The sequence below is a fragment of the Herbidospora daliensis genome (assembly GCF_001570585.1).
GTDB lineage: Bacteria > Actinomycetota > Actinomycetes > Streptosporangiales > Streptosporangiaceae > Herbidospora > Herbidospora daliensis.
This window is the reverse complement of the sequence record NZ_BBXF01000001.1, coordinates 856137-870084: the sequence shown is the minus strand read 5'-3', so window position 1 is coordinate 870084 and position 13948 is coordinate 856137. Positions and strand designations below refer to the sequence as shown.

General features: G+C 72.8%; 10 protein-coding genes. 7 read left to right on the top strand and 3 right to left on the bottom strand.

The features are described 5' to 3' along the window. Window positions 1–9: 9 nt before the first annotated feature. The 3 genes from AW274_RS03285 to AW274_RS03275 all read left to right on the top strand — a co-directional run bounded on the left by AW274_RS03285 (window position 10) and on the right by AW274_RS03275 (window position 3955). Window positions 10–1827 carry a M14 family metallopeptidase gene (locus AW274_RS03285; RefSeq protein ID WP_062429184.1) on the top strand — a complete coding sequence of 606 codons (1818 nt, stop codon included), beginning with the start codon at window positions 10–12 and terminating at the stop codon, window positions 1825–1827. A gap of 37 nt (window positions 1828–1864) precedes the next feature. Further along, the gene (locus AW274_RS03280; protein ID WP_063813062.1) at window positions 1865–2293 is read left to right on the top strand and encodes a hypothetical protein; all 429 of its coding nucleotides are present in this window, start codon (window positions 1865–1867) and stop codon (window positions 2291–2293) included. Between the two features lie 135 nt (window positions 2294–2428). Next, window positions 2429–3955, top strand: a complete 1527-nt coding sequence (locus tag AW274_RS03275) for a S8 family peptidase (RefSeq protein ID WP_063813061.1) — start codon at window positions 2429–2431, stop codon at window positions 3953–3955. A 364-nt stretch (window positions 3956–4319) separates the two neighbouring features. On the opposite strand, the gene AW274_RS03270 is transcribed toward AW274_RS03275, so the two are convergent. Further along, entirely contained in the window at window positions 4320–5861 is a 1542-nt protein-coding gene (locus tag AW274_RS03270; RefSeq protein WP_062429182.1) for an aldehyde dehydrogenase family protein, read from the bottom strand. A gap of 60 nt (window positions 5862–5921) precedes the next feature. Between AW274_RS03270 and AW274_RS03265 the strand changes: the two genes are divergently transcribed. Continuing rightward, window positions 5922–6500 (top strand): GNAT family N-acetyltransferase, encoded by a 579-nt coding sequence (locus AW274_RS03265; RefSeq protein ID WP_198168995.1) that lies wholly within the window; start codon window positions 5922–5924, stop codon window positions 6498–6500. Window positions 6501–6535: 35 nt separating this feature from the next. Here AW274_RS03265 and AW274_RS03260 read toward each other — a convergent pair whose 3' ends face one another. Together AW274_RS03260 and AW274_RS03255 are read right to left on the bottom strand one after the other, a co-directional pair. Then, on the bottom strand, window positions 6536–7111 hold the full coding sequence (locus AW274_RS03260) for a cupin domain-containing protein (RefSeq protein ID WP_198168994.1): 576 nt from the start codon (window positions 7109–7111) through the stop codon (window positions 6536–6538). Window positions 7112–7198: 87 nt separating this feature from the next. Next, complete coding sequence (locus tag AW274_RS03255) at window positions 7199–10060, bottom strand: ATP-binding protein (RefSeq protein ID WP_062429179.1); 2862 nt, start codon at window positions 10058–10060, stop codon at window positions 7199–7201. A 91-nt stretch (window positions 10061–10151) separates the two neighbouring features. Between AW274_RS03255 and AW274_RS03250 the strand changes: the two genes are divergently transcribed. From AW274_RS03250 to AW274_RS03240, 3 genes are read left to right on the top strand one after another with little or no spacing between them, the layout of a single operon-like run. Then, window positions 10152–11471: an SWIM zinc finger family protein gene (locus AW274_RS03250; protein WP_062430101.1), complete on the top strand. Its 1320-nt coding sequence runs from the start codon at window positions 10152–10154 to the stop codon at window positions 11469–11471. Further along, on the top strand, window positions 11468–12865 hold the full coding sequence (locus tag AW274_RS03245; RefSeq protein ID WP_062429177.1) for a DUF5691 domain-containing protein: 1398 nt from the start codon (window positions 11468–11470) through the stop codon (window positions 12863–12865). Before AW274_RS03250 ends, AW274_RS03245 begins: the two co-directional genes overlap by 4 nt. Beyond that, window positions 12862–13947: an ATP-binding protein gene (locus tag AW274_RS03240; RefSeq protein ID WP_062429175.1), complete on the top strand. Its 1086-nt coding sequence runs from the start codon at window positions 12862–12864 to the stop codon at window positions 13945–13947. Before AW274_RS03245 ends, AW274_RS03240 begins: the two co-directional genes overlap by 4 nt. The last annotated feature ends 1 nt before the right edge of the window (window position 13948 follow it).

Below are 13948 nucleotides of genomic sequence, written 5' to 3'. Positions count from 1 at the left end.
TTTGTCGACATGAAGCAGCGCCTGACAGTCGTCCTCACGCTGATCGTCCTGGTCCTGACCACGGGCCTGACGAGCGCCGGAGCGGGGTCGGAACCCCCGCCCAACCGCCAGTACGTCGTCGAGGGGGTGAGCACCCAGGAGCAGCGCACCGCCGTCTCCGGGACGGGCGCCGCCATCGACGAGGTCGCCGCCGACCGGATCGTCGTCACCGCCTCGGCCGAGGAGGTCGCGGCCATCAGGGCCCTGGGCCACACCGTCACGGCCGCCCCGAACCGGCTCGCCCCCGTCGTGCCCAAGCCGCTCGACTTCCCGGCCGCCGACAGCGCCTACCACAACTTCGCCGAGCTCAACACGGTGGTGAACGCCGCCCTGTCGGCCCACCCGTCGATCATCCGCAAGGTGTCGATCGGCACGTCGTACCAGGGCAGGGAGCTGTTCGCCCTCAAGATCAGCGACAACGTCGCCACCGACGAGAACGAGCCCGAGGTGCTGTTCACCCACAGCCAGCACGCGCGGGAGCACCTGACCGTCGAGATGGCGATCTACCTGATGAACCTGCTCACCGACTCCTACGGGTCCGACTCCCGCATCACCAACATCGTCGACTCGCGGGAGATCTGGATCGTCCCGAACATGAACCCCGACGGCAGCGAGTACGACATCGCCACCGGCTCCTACCGCAGCTGGCGCAAGAACCGCCAGCCCAACAGCGGGTCGAGCGCGGTCGGCACCGACCTGAACCGCAACTGGGGCTACAACTGGGGCTGCTGCGGCGGCTCGTCGGGCACCACCTCCTCCGACACCTACCGGGGCCCGTCGGCCGAGTCGGCGCCCGAGGTCAAGGCCGTCGCCGACTTCGTGCGCGGCCGCGTCGTCGGCGGCACGCAGCAGATCAAGGCGCACATCGACTGGCACTCCTACGGCGAGCTGATCCTGTGGCCCTACGGCTACACCACCGCCAACACCGCCCCCGGCCTCACCCAGGACGACCGCGACGCGCACGCCGTGCTCGGCCAGCAGATGGCCGCCACCAACAACTACACCCCCGAGCAGGCCAGCGACCTCTACATCACCGACGGCTCGATCGACGACTGGATGTGGGGCGCGTACAAGATCTTCTCCTACACCTTCGAGATGTACCCGGTCGCCTCCAACCCCGGCTTCTACCCGCCCGACGAGGCGATCGTGCCGCAGACCACCCGCAACCGCGAGGCCACGCTGCTGCTCCTGGAGAACGCCGACTGCGTCTACAAGGTGATCGGCAAGCAGTCGCAGTACTGCGGCGGCGGCCCGCCCGCCACCACCGTCTACACCGACGACTTCGAGTCCGCCACCGGCTGGACCGCCAACCCGCTCGGCACCGACACCGCCACCATCGGCCAGTTCACGCGCGCCAACCCCGACGCGACCAGCTCCAGCGGCGCCAAGCAGCTCGGCACCACCACGAGCGGCTCCTTCGACCTGGTCACCGGCCCGCTGGCCGGCTCCGCGGCGGGCGACTACGACCTCGACGGCGGCGTCACCTCGATCCGCTCCCCGCAGATCGCCCTGCCCTCCTCGGGCACCCTGACGTTGTCGTTCTCCTGGTACTTAGCCCACGGCAGCAACTCCTCCAACACCGACTACCTGCGCGTGTCGGTCAACGGCACCCAGGTCTTCCAGCAGCTCGGCGCGGCCAGCAACCGCAACGGCGCCTGGGCGTCGGCGTCGGTCAACCTGGCGGCCTTCGCCGGCCAGAACGTGCAGATCACGGTCAGCGCCGCCGACGCCGGCAGCGCCTCACTGGTCGAGGCCGCCGTCGATGATGTGAAGATCACCCAGCAGTAATGGACTAGCTACCCTTACCGGTGTAAACGTGGCATGTGTGATTAACGACCGGTCGCGGAGCCCCGAACGGGAGCTCGCCGTCCTGCTCCGCACCGGACCGTTCGAACGTGCGCTCCGGGCCGCCATCGCGGCCCGGGGTCTGTCCCTTGAGCGGCTGCACGCGCGCCTCGCCGAGCGGGGCGCGCACGTCAGCCTGGCCAGCCTGAGCAACTGGCAGCGCGGGCGGTCCCGTCCGGAGCGGTCGCACTCGCTCGCGGCGGTGCGGGAGCTGGAGTCGATCCTCGGGTTGCCGGCCGACTCGCTCGTCGCGCTGCTCGGGCCCAGGCGGCCACGGGGACGCTGGCTGGCGCACGATCCGGGGGCGGTCCGGCAGCAGTTGCGGGACCTCGTCGAGGCGCTCGACGACGACGAACTGCCGACTGTACTAGCAGTCGTGCGCGCCCTCCGGGCCTCAGACCGGAAATGATATACCGCCGGTTTTGACCGGAAATTTCCTGGAAGCTCAGCACAGGCGATTAGTTCCGCCCTATCTGACCTGGCGTTTCGTCATGCCCTCATTCGGGCCTTTCGTATGCGTGCGCCACCCAGGAAAGGACCCCCGATGCACCGAATCCCCCGGGTCGCGGCGCTGCTTGCGGCCACCGCGCTCGCGGGCGCGTCGCTCGCCGCCCCCGCCCAGGCCCGCACGGCCGTGGTGGCGGGGACGGACAACCCCGGCGCGATCCCCGGCAGCTACATCGTCGTGCTGAAGCCGACGGCGGACGTCCGCGCCCAGTCCCGCGACCTCGCCGCCGAGAACGGCGGCCAGGTGAAGAACGTGTACAACCGGGCCATCAAGGGCTTCTCCATCAACGCCACCGCGAAAGAGGCCCGCGCCCTCGCCGCCGACCCCGACGTCGCCTACGTCGAGCAGGACGCCGTGGTGACGGTCGACGCCGAGCAGGCCAACCCGCCGTCGTGGGGCCTCGACCGCATCGACCAGCGCGCCCTTCCGCTGAACTCCCGCTACACCTACTCCGGGACGGGGGCGGGGGTGACGGCGTACATCATCGACACCGGCATCCTCACCACGCACCAGGACTTCGGCGGCCGGGCCGTCTCCGGCAAGGACTTCGTCTCGGGCGACAACGACGCGACCGACTGCAACGGCCACGGCACCCACGTCGCCGGGACCGTCGGCGGCACCGTCTACGGCGTGGCCAAGCAGGTCAAACTGGTCGGCGTGCGGGTGCTCGACTGCGCCGGGCGCGGCAGCAACTCCGGCGTCATCGCCGGCATCGACTGGGTGACCGCCAACGCGGCCAAGCCCGCCGTCGCCAACATGTCGCTGGGCGGCTCGGCCTCGACCGCCGTCGACACGGCCGTGAAGAACTCCATCAAGTCGGGCGTCACCTACGGCCTGGCGGCGGGCAACAGCAGCGTGAACGCCTGCTCGTCGTCGCCGTCGCGGGTGCCCGAGGGCATCACGGTCGGGGCGACGGCGAAGAACGACGCCCGCGCGTCCTACTCCAACTACGGCGACTGCCTCGACCTGTTCGCGCCCGGCACCGACATCACCTCGGCCTGGTACAACTCGCCGACCGCCAAGAGCACCATCAGCGGCACGAGCATGGCCACCCCTCATGTCGTGGGGGCGGCCGCTTTGATCCTTTCCGGTACGCCGACCGCGACCCCGGCGCAGATCAGGGACACCCTGGTCAAGAACGGCGTCACCGGCGCGGTGACCAACCCGGGCAGCGGCTCCCCGAACGTCCTGCTGAACACGTCAGGCGGCACGACCCCGCCGTCGCCCTCCCCATCGCCCTCGGCCACGCCCTCACCTTCAGCTTCGCCGTCTCCTTCGGCTTCGCCGAGCGCGAGCCCCAGCACGAGTCCAAGCGCGAGCCCGAGTGCGAGTCCCACCCCCTCGCCGCGTCCGTCCGCGTTGCCGACGCCGAGCGCGCCCGCGAAGAAGTGCGTGACCGCGACGAACAACGCGCACGTCTCGGCCGGCCGGGCCTACGTGGAGTTCTTCTTCCTCGTCTACGCCGAGGGCTCCAACGACTACCTCGGCCTCACCGGCAGCACCCAGCGCAGCCTCCAGGAGACCCGTTCGGGCTACTGGGACCTGGTCTCCCGCTGCGCGTGACCCCAGGCTGAAAAGGTCCGGCTCCGGCGTGGGGGCCGGACCTTTTCACTTGTGGAGACCGCGTTCGCGCCTTCTGTGACCGCTGTCTGAGCAGGTCTGGCCCCGTGTCGGACCGCGCCTTTCACGTCGTGGCACCGGGCGACCGTTCGCGCCGTCTGTGGCCACAGTTTGAGAAGGTCCGGCTCCGGCGTGAGACCGGACCTTTCCCGCGCGACCGCGTTCGCGCCCTCTGCCACCGAGTTCTTCGGCCTGGCATTCGTCGTTGCGGCGAGATGACATGAGCGGGTGGTTGCCGCCGGATGCGGCGCGGGGCCGGGCGGCGGGCGGGGCCGGGGTGGGCGGAGCCGTAACGGAAAGGAGCCTTTCAGATTTTGTATTCCAGGTCGGGGACGATCTCCGCCACGTCCATCTGCGCCTTCTGGAGGCGGCCCGAGAAGTCCCAGTTCATCGCCTGCCAGCGGGTGAACTGGTCGAGTACCCACATGCCCGACTGGCGGCTCCCGTTGCCCGATTTGCCGTTTCCGCCGAACGGCAGGTGCGCCTCCGCGCCCGAGGTCGAGTTGTTGACGCTGACCATGCCGGCCGACACCCCGGCCCGGAAGCGGAACGCCGACTGCGGGTCGCGGGTGTAGATCGACGACGACAGGCCGTAGCCGGGGAGGTTGGCGAGCTCGATCGCCTCGTCGAGGGTGGAGAAGGTGGTCACGCCGACGATCGGGCCGAACGTCTCCTCCAGGAACAGCCGGTCGGTCGGCCTGACCCCGTCGACGATCACCGGGTGGTAGAAGAGGCCCTCGTTGGGGTCGTCGCCGAGGAAGTGGCCGCACGGGTTCGACTCGGTGATGCGGCCGACCGGGCCGGTGACGGTGTGGTGGTCGCCGATCCAGGTCAGGAACTCCTCGTAACGGTCGGCGAACTTCTGGTCGAGCATCGGGCCCATCAGCACCTTGCGGGCCGGATCGCCGACATAGGCCGACTGCGCGGCGGCGGTGAACCGGGCCACGAAGTCGTTGTGGATCGACTCGTGGACGATCACCGTCCCCAGCGAGGTGCAGCGCTGACCGGCGGTGCCGAACCCGGAGAACAGGGCGCCCTCGGTGGCGAGGGTCAGGTCGGCGTCGGCCATGACGACCATCGGGTTCTTGCCGCCCAGCTCCAGGCACGGCGACTGCAGGTGCCGCCCGCACAGCTCGCCGATCGTGCGCCCGACCTCGGAGGAGCCGGTGAAACCGACCTTGTGGACGGTCCCCTCGCCGAGCGCCGCCTCCAGCCCGGCGAACGTCTGCGCCCCGTCGGCGAACACCACGTTGAACACGCCGTCGGGCAGCCCGGCGGCCGAGAAGATCCGGTGCAGCGCGGCGGCCGAGGCGGCGGCGTACTCGGCGGGCTTCCACACCACCGCGTTCCCGCACAGCAGGGCCGGCACCAGATACCACGACGGCACCGCCACCGGGAAGTTCCCGGCCGTGATCACCGCCGCGACCCCGACCGGGGTCCGGAACGTGAAGAGGTTCTTGTCGGGCATCTCCGACGGAACGGTCTGCCCGTAGAGGCGCCGCCCCTCGCCGATGAAGAAGTCACAGGTGTCGACGATCTCCCGCACCTCGCCGAGCGCCTCGGCGTAGGGCTTGCCGATCTCCTCGCTGACCAGCCGCGCCAGCGCCTCGGCGTTGGCCTCCACGAGCCGCCCGATCGAGGCGATCACCCGTCCGCGCACCGGCGCCGGCACCTTCGCCCAGTCGTGCTGCGCCGCGGCGGCGTTCCGGCACGCCGCCGCGAACGTCGCCGCGTCGGCCAGGGCGACCTCGGCGACGACCTCCTTCAACCGGGCGGGGTTCCGGGACAGATAGGGCGTGCCGGTCGGCTCGTCCTTCCCCCCGATGACGGAAACGATCTGCCGGGTCATCGTGCGACCTCCTCGTCGTGCGCGTGCTGTTCACCCTATTCCGGGCGGCAGGATGGGCGGGTGTACGTCATCCCCGAGGTCGTCCCCGCCGGTTCCATGCGCGACCGCCCCCAGCCCACGCTGACCACCGGCGACCTGCGGCTGCGCCCCTTCCGCGAGTCGGGCGACGAGCCGATCGTCATGGCCGCCTTCGCCGACCCCGACATCCGCCTGTGGAACCTGGAACACGAGGCCGACACCGCCAGGGCCGCGACCGTCATCGCCCGCTGGCGCGCCCGCTGGACCCTGGAGACCGGCGCGTCCTGGGTGGTCGAACACGCCGGCCGGCCCGTCGGCCGGGTGGCCCTCCGCCTGGTCGACCTCGGCCTGGGCCTGGGCGAGATCGCCTACTGGACCCTCCGCGAGGGCCGAGGCCGCGGCGGCACCACCGCCGCCGTCTCCGAGGTGACCCGCTGGGCCCTCGAGGACCTGGGCCTGCACCGCCTCGAACTCCGCCACGCCATCGCCAACCCGGCATCGTGCCGGGTGGCCGAACGCTCGGGCTTCGTCCTGGAGGGCATCCTGCACAGCGCCCTGCTGCATGCCAACGGCTGGCACGACATGCATCTCCACGCGAGGATCACCACACGGCCGGCCTGAGGCGTTCAGCCTGTTCGCCCGGCTCTGAGTTCGGGTTACTCGGCCAGGCGGAAGTCGCCGAACTCGAAGCCGGGGGAGACGACGCAGCTGACCAGCACACCCTCGTCGCCCGCCGGCCGGGCCGCCTGCCAGACGCCCGGTGGGATGAGCACTTGGGGTCGCTGGCCCTGCTCGACGTCCGGGCCCAGGACGACGCTCTCCCCGGGCTCCGGCTGGTCGCCGTCGCCGCCGAAGGTGAGGACCAGCGGGCCGCCCCGGTGCCAGAACCAGAGTTCGGCCGAGGCGACGACGTGCCAGGCGGACTCCTCGCCGGATTCGAGGAGGAAGTAGATCGCGGTCGCGCTGTGCCTCGGGCCGTCGTAGCCGTCGGGGGAGAACATCACCGGCGACCGCCAGGTCTCGGCGAACCATCCCCCTTCGGGGTGGGGTTCCAGCCCGAGCTCCTCGGCCAGCGGCGGCTTCTGCATGTCGGCTCCCTCCAGCGTCACGTGCGTGCCGAGCGTATCGATCTTCCCCACGGCCGGGGCGCGGTGCGTGGGCGGTTCGGCGGTCGTGATGCCGGGTGGTCGTGGCGTCTTGGGGTGGGCGGGAGCCGTAAAGAAAACGCCCATGCGCGAACCCCAGCGGTTCAGCGGCCCGGATCAACGACGGCGCGCGGGACCTCAGCGGCTGAGCGGGCCCGCATCGACGACGGCGGTTCAGTCGGTGGGGGGTGTGACGCCTTCCTGGTGGGCGATGGCGGCGGCCTGGGTGCGGGTCGCCGCGCCGAGTTTGGCCAGGATGTTGGAGACGTGGACGCTCGCCGTCTTCTGGCTGATGAACAGGCGTTCGCCGATTTCGCGGTTGGAGCGGCCCGCGGCCACCTGGGCCAGGACCTCGCGTTCGCGGCCGGTCAGGGTGTCGAGCACGCTCGCCCGTTCCGGTTCGGTCGTGTCGGGCATGGTGAAGCGGGCGCGGCGGCCCAGGAGGTCGAGGGCGTGGCGCAGGGGGGCGGCGCCCAGGTGGTCGGCCACCTCGACGGCCTGCCGCCACTCGGCGCGGGCGCGGTCGCGGTCGCCCGCTTCGAGCAGGGTCTCGGCCAGCCTCCAGCGGTTGCGGGCCTGTTCGTAGGGGAAGCCGCCGTCGAAGGCGGTCACCGCCTTCTCCCACGCCTCGGGGGTGGCGGTGCCGGACAAGCGGTGCCATTCGGCCTCGGCGCGGGCCGCCCAGCCGCGGCCCTCGGGGCCGAGTGTGGTCCACGGGCCGGTGGGGCCGTGGGTGGCGGCGTAGCGGGCGCGTTCGATGAACTCGTCGCCGCGTTCGCGGGCGGGGTCGCCCGGGGGCAGGTCGGCGAGGGCGGCCAGGCCGACCGCCGAGATGCGGATCAGGCCCGAGTCGTAGGGCTGCTGCACGGCCACGACCGCGTCGACGTGGCCGAGGGCCTCCTTCGGGTCGCCCTTCCAGAGGGCGAGTTCGGCCGCCATGCCGCGGGTCATGTAGGTCACCAGGTCGTCGGCGCCCCAGAACGGCTCCAGCCAGCGCAGCCGCTCGGCCGCCACCGCCCGTCCCCGGCCGACCTCGACGAACAGGGCGAACGACGACAAAAGCGCCTCGGGCGGGGTGCCGACCCGGACGCCGAACATCGCGGCCCGCTTCTCGGCGGCGTCCCAGTCGCCGGCCGCGAACGAGATCAGGTAGCGCAGGAACCGCAGGTCGGTGCCGAACGTGCTCCACATCAGGCCGTTCTCGCGGGCCACCTGCAACCCCGCCTCGGCGGATTCGGCCGCCGCGTCGAGGTCGCCCCGCTCGTATTGCAGCCGGGCAAGGCTGAAATGGGCACGCAGGTCCATCGACAACGACCCCGACGTCTTGGCCGCCGCCATCGACAGCAGCTCCTCGGCCATGTCGGGGTCGCCGAGCGACTCCTGCTGGATGCCCAGCGCCACCAGCGCCGCCGACTCGGCCTCGATCGACCCGGTGCGCCGCGCCACCTCGAGCGCGCGGGCGGCGGCCTCCTGGGCGTCGGTCACCCGCTCGGCGATCCACAGGGTGCGGGCGTGGGTGGCCAGCGCGCGGGCCAGCAGCGGCGTCTCCGGGCCGTCGTCGACGGCGTCGACCGCCGCCTGGGCCGCCTCGGCCATGCCGTGGAAGTCGTCGCCGTCGGCCTGGTACCAGGCCAGCCGCTCGTTGGTCTCGGCCACCAGCAGCGGCTCGGTGACGAGCTGGCGCAGCCGCCGCAGGTGGGCGATGGCGCGGTGGTTGTCGCCGCTGTCGGCCGCCGCCGCGGCGCTGTCGAGGATCAGCCGCGCCCGCGTGGTGCCGGTGAGCGCGTCGGCGTCGGGCACCTGCTCCCACACCTCGAGCGCCCGGTCGAAGTGGCGGTTGGCCTCGGCCGGGGCGCCCATCTGGGTGGCCCGCAGGCCCGCCTCCAGCGAGGTGATCAGCGCGCCCCGCACGTCGTGGGCGGCAGAGTAGTGGTGGGCCAGCTCGGCCGCCCGGCCGCCCGACTCGGTCAGCAGCGCCGCGAAGGTCATGTGCAGGCGGGTGCGCTCGCCCGGCAGCAGGTCGTCGTAGACGGCCTCCTGGAGCAGGGCGTGGCGGAAGTCGTAGCCGATGTGCTGGTCGACGGTGAGCAGCCCGCGCGAGACGATCTCGCGCAGCGCCTCCTCGAGGGGCCGGTCGGCAAGCCCCGCCGCCGCGCGCAGCACGTCGTGGTCGACCCGCCGCCCGGCCACGGCCGCGACCCGGAGCACCTGCTGGGCGGTGTCGGACAGCCCCTCGACCCGGGCCATCAGCAGGTCGGCCAGCGTCGCCGGCAGCCGGTCGCCGCTCGACGCGGCCTGGAGCAGTTCCTCGGCGAAGAACGGATTGCCGCCGGCCCGCCCGACGACCCCGCCGATCAGGCCCGCGTTGCCGCCGCCGAGGGCGGTCAGGTGGGTCGCCATCGCCTCGTCGTCGAGCGGCGGCAGCTCGACCGGCACGACCAGCGGCAGCCGCTGGAGCTCGGCGAGCACCGGCCGCAGCGGGTGGCGGCGGTGCAGGTCGTCGGTCCGGTAGGTGCCGACCAGGACCACCCGCTCGCGCTGCAGCATGCGGGTCAGGAAGACCAGCAGGTCGCGCGTCGAGTGGTCGGCCCAGTGGAGGTCTTCGAACACCATCAGCACCGGCCGCTCGTCGGCCAGCTCGCCCAGCAGGCTCAGCGTCGCCCCGAACAGCCGCTGCTGGGCCAGCGCGCCGCTGAGCGCGTCGGACCCGTCGGGGTCGGCGCCCGGCAGCAGCCGCCGCAGCACCGGCCGCGATTCGAGCGCCGACCGGAGATCGGCGCTGCGCAGCGCGTCGGCGAGCGGCAGATAGGGCAGCGCGTTGCCCAGTTCGGCGCACTGCCCGACCAGGACGGTGAATCCGCGCTCGCGCGCGATCTCGCTCAGCTCGCAGACGATGCGGGTCTTCCCGATGCCGGCGTCGCCGCCGACGAGCGCCACCCCGGCCATCCGCCCGGTCGCGGCGTCGAGCACCCGGGACAGCCGGTCGAGTTGGAACCCGCGCCCGACAAGCCCGGTTTGTGTCTTTCGGCCCACCACGCTGCGAGTATGGCACGTCACACCGACAGAACCCCGGGCCCTCTTTGTGATCTTGCACGTTTTGTCGCCCGGCGCGGCTAGGGTGCGGCGCGTGACCGAACGATGGAGTCGAGACCAGGTGCTGGCGCTCGCGCCCGACGCCGCCTCCCAGAAGGCGGCCGGCGGGGTGAGCGCGCCCAGGAAGTGGTCCGCCATGGGGGTGAACGGATCGGCGTTGTGGGGCGAGTGCGCCGGGTCCGGTTCGAAGCCCTACCAGGCGTGCGTCGACCTGTCCGAGCCCGCCTACCGGTGCAGCTGTCCCAGCCGCAAGTTCCCGTGCAAACACGCGCTGGGCCTGCTCCTCCTGTGGTCGGCCGACGGGGTCCCGCCCGCCGCCGAACTCGCCCCCTGGGCGGCCGAGTGGTTCGGCCAGCGCGCCGCCAAGGCCGAGAAGGCCGCCGAGAAGAAGGCCGCCGAGAGAGCCGAACCCGCCGCCGCCAAGCCCGACGAGAACCGCGCCCGGCAGCGCGAAGAACGTGTCACCGCCGGCCTGGCCGAGCTCGAACGCTGGTTGTCCGACCAGGTCGCGAGCGGTTTGTCCGACGCCCGCCAGACGGGCCTGGCCGAGTGGAGCGACCTGGCCAAACGCCTCGTCGACGCGCAGGCCCCCGGCCTGGCCGGCACCTTCTCCGGCCTCACCCGGGTCTTCCGCGACGAGAACTGGCCGGGGCGGCTGCTCGGCGAATACGCCATGGTCCACCTGCTGGCCGTGGCCCACCGGCGGGCCGCCGAACTGCCCGGCGACCTGCGCGAGACCGTACGCCAGCGCGTCGGCTACCAGGTGCCCAAGGAGACCGTGCTGGCCCTGCCGCCGATCCGCGACGAATGGCAGGTCATCGCCCTCCGAGACGAGGAACGCGACCGGCTGCTCTCGCGCCGCGTCTGGCTGCACGGCCGGGCGACCGGCCGCCTGGCCCTGGTGTTGTCGTTCGCGCCGCCCGGCCAGCCGCTCGACGCCTCCCTGGTGCTCGGCACCCGGGTCGACGCCGACGTCTCCTACTACCCGGGCGCGGCGCCGCTGCGGGCCCTGATCGCCGACCGCTACGGCGCGGCCGTGCCCGCCCGGTCGCCCGCCTCGGGGGTGGCCGTCGAGGGCGTGCCGCAGCTGGTCGCCGACGTGCTGACCCGCGACCCGTGGACCGAGTCGTGGCCGCTGGTGATCACCGGCGCCCGGGTCGGCCGCGACGGCAAGGCCTGGTGCCTGCTGGGCGACTCGGGCCAGGGCCTGCGGCTCCACGCGTCGGCGGGCGACCCGTGGAAGCTGGTCGCCGTCTCGGGCGGCCGTCCGGTGACGGTCGCCGTGGAATGGACTCCCGACGGCCTGCGTCCACTCACGACGTGGGACGAAAACGACGAGGTGGTGGTCCTGTGAGGCTCGATCGGCGCAACGGGTGGAACGAGCTCGTCTCCACCGCTCTCGTCGGGACCGAGCGGCGCGGCCTCGACTCCCCGTTCGACCTGCTGGAACAGGCCGCCGCGCAGGTCGTCGCCCGCAGGGCGGGGGAGCAGCCCGGCGGCGGGAGCCCGCTCGCCGAGGCGCCCGGCGACGGCGCGGCCCCGGTCCCGGCGAAGGCCGCCGACCGGCTGGCCCGGCTGCTCGGCGGGGAGTTCCCCCGGGTGCTGCCCGAATGGCTGGGCCTGGCGGCCCGCCGGTCGCTGCGGGTCCCGGCGCGGCTGCTGCCGCAGCTGCTCACGGCCGGGGCGCGCGACCGGTCGATCAGGGCCGACCTCGCCGTCGTGGCGGGGGCCCGGGGGCGCTGGCTCGCCGGGCTCAACCCCGAGTGGGGCTACCTGCTCCAGGAGAGCTCCGGCGACGTGCCGGCCGGGCTCGACCACGGCCCGTGGGAGTTCGGCACCCGCGGCGACCGCCAGGCGTTCCTCGCCGCGCTGCGCGCCGCCTCCGCCGGCGAGGCCAGAGACCTGCTCGAAGTCACCTGGGCGAAGGAGAACCCCGACGACCGGGCCGCCTTCGTCGCGGTCCTGGCCGACGGTTTGACCATGGCCGACGAGCCCTTCCTGGAGAAGGCGCTCGACGACCGCCGCCGCGAGGTCCGGCAGGCCGCCGCCGACCTGCTCACCAAGCTGCCCGACTCCCGGCTCGGGCAGCGCATGGCCGCGCGGGCCGCGCCGCTGCTCGTCCGCGACGGCTCCCGGCTCAGCGCGGTCGCGCCGACGGCCTGCGACTCCGTCATGGAGCGCGACGGCGTGCGGTCGCGGCCGCCGGCCGGCACCGGGCCGCGCAGCTGGTGGTTGCAGCAGGTCGTCGCGCACACCCCGCTGCGGTTCTGGCCGGGCCACCTCGGGGCCGACCCCGCCGAGCTGGTCCGGATGACCATCGGCGACTGGGCCCGGGAGATCCACATGGGCTGGATCCGGGCCGCCATCCTGCAGGAGGACCCGGTCTGGGCCCGCGCCCTGTTCGACGTCGAGCCGCTGACCGACCTGCTGGCCGTGCTGCCGCCCGACGAACGGTCGTGGCGGGCGGCCGAGATCGTCCGCGCCGGGAACGTCGACGGCCAGCTGATCATGATGCTCGGCGGGGTGCCCGGCCCCTGGAGCGGCCCGCTCGCCGCCGCCGTGCTCCAGCGGGTCGCCGACATCGCCGCCGCCCAGCCGTGGAACGCGGGCGAACTGGCCCGCCTGGCGGGCGAGCGGCTCGACCCGGCCGGCCACTACGACCTCGACCAGCTGCCCGACATCGGCGAACTGCAGACCGCCGCCGCCCTGCTCCGCTTCCGTTCCGACATGATCAAGGAGTTCTCGTGACGACCCCCACCGTCCTGCGGCCCCACGCGGAAGACCAGTACGCCGACGAACTGGCCGTCCTGGCCAAGCACGACGACCGGCCCCGCCCGCCCGGCTGGCGGTTGTCGCCGTGGGCGGTGACCACCTACATCCTGGGCGACGCGAGCCACCCCGGCGGGGTGATCACGCCGAAGTACATCGGCCCGCGCCGCATCGTCGAGGTCGCCGTCGCCACCCTGGCCACCGACCGCGCGCTGCTGCTGCTCGGCGTGCCCGGCACCGCCAAGACCTGGTTGTCCGAACACCTGGCCGCCGCCGTCTCCGGCGACTCGACCCTGCTCGTGCAGGGCACCGCGGGAACCGCCGAAGAGGCCGTCCGGTACGGCTGGAACTACGCCCGCCTGCTCGCCGAGGGCCCCTCACGGGAGGCGCTCACCCCCAGCCCCGTGATGCGGGCGATGGCCGAAGGCCGGCTGGCCCGGGTCGAGGAGCTGACCCGCATGCCCTCCGACGTGCAAGACGCGCTGATCACCGTGCTGTCGGAGAAGACGCTGCCGATCCCCGAGCTCAACGAGGAGGTCCAGGCGGCCAAGGGCTTCAACGTCATCGCCACCGCCAACGACCGCGACCGGGGTGTCAACGAGTTGTCGAGCGCGCTGCGCCGCCGCTTCAACACGGTCGTGCTGCCCGTCCCGGCCTCGGCCGAGGAGGAGGTGGAGATCGTCTCCCGCCGGGTCGCCCAGCTCGGCCGCTCGCTGGAGCTGCCCGAGACCCCGGCGGGCCTGGAGGAGATCCGCCGCGTCGTCACGGTCTTCCGCGAGCTGCGCTCGGGGGTGACCTCCGACGGCCGCACCAAGGTCAAGTCGCCCAGCGGCACCCTGTCGACCGCCGAGGCGATCTCGGTCCTGACCAGCGGGATCGCCCTCGCGGCCCACTTCGGCGACGGGGTGCTGCGGCCCTCCGACGTCGCGGCCGGCATCCTCGGCGCGGTCGTGCAGGACCCGGTGTCCGACCGGGTCGTCTGGCAGGAGTACCTGGAGACGGTCGTCCGGGAACGCGAGGAGTGGCGTGACTTCTACCGCGCCTGCCGGGACGCCGGCTGAC

Excerpts from the sequence above, each read along its gene's own strand:
- AW274_RS03285 (WP_062429184.1), top strand. The coding sequence starts at position 10 with ATGAAGCAGCGCCTGACAGTCGTCCTCACGCTGATCGTCCTGGTCCTG.
- AW274_RS03275 (WP_063813061.1), top strand. The coding sequence starts at position 2,429 with ATGCACCGAATCCCCCGGGTCGCGGCGCTGCTTGCGGCCACCGCGCTC.
- AW274_RS03270 (WP_062429182.1), bottom strand. The coding sequence starts at position 5,861 with ATGACCCGGCAGATCGTTTCCGTCATCGGGGGGAAGGACGAGCCGACC.
- AW274_RS03260 (WP_198168994.1), bottom strand. The coding sequence starts at position 7,111 with ATGGGCGTTTTCTTTACGGCTCCCGCCCACCCCAAGACGCCACGACCA.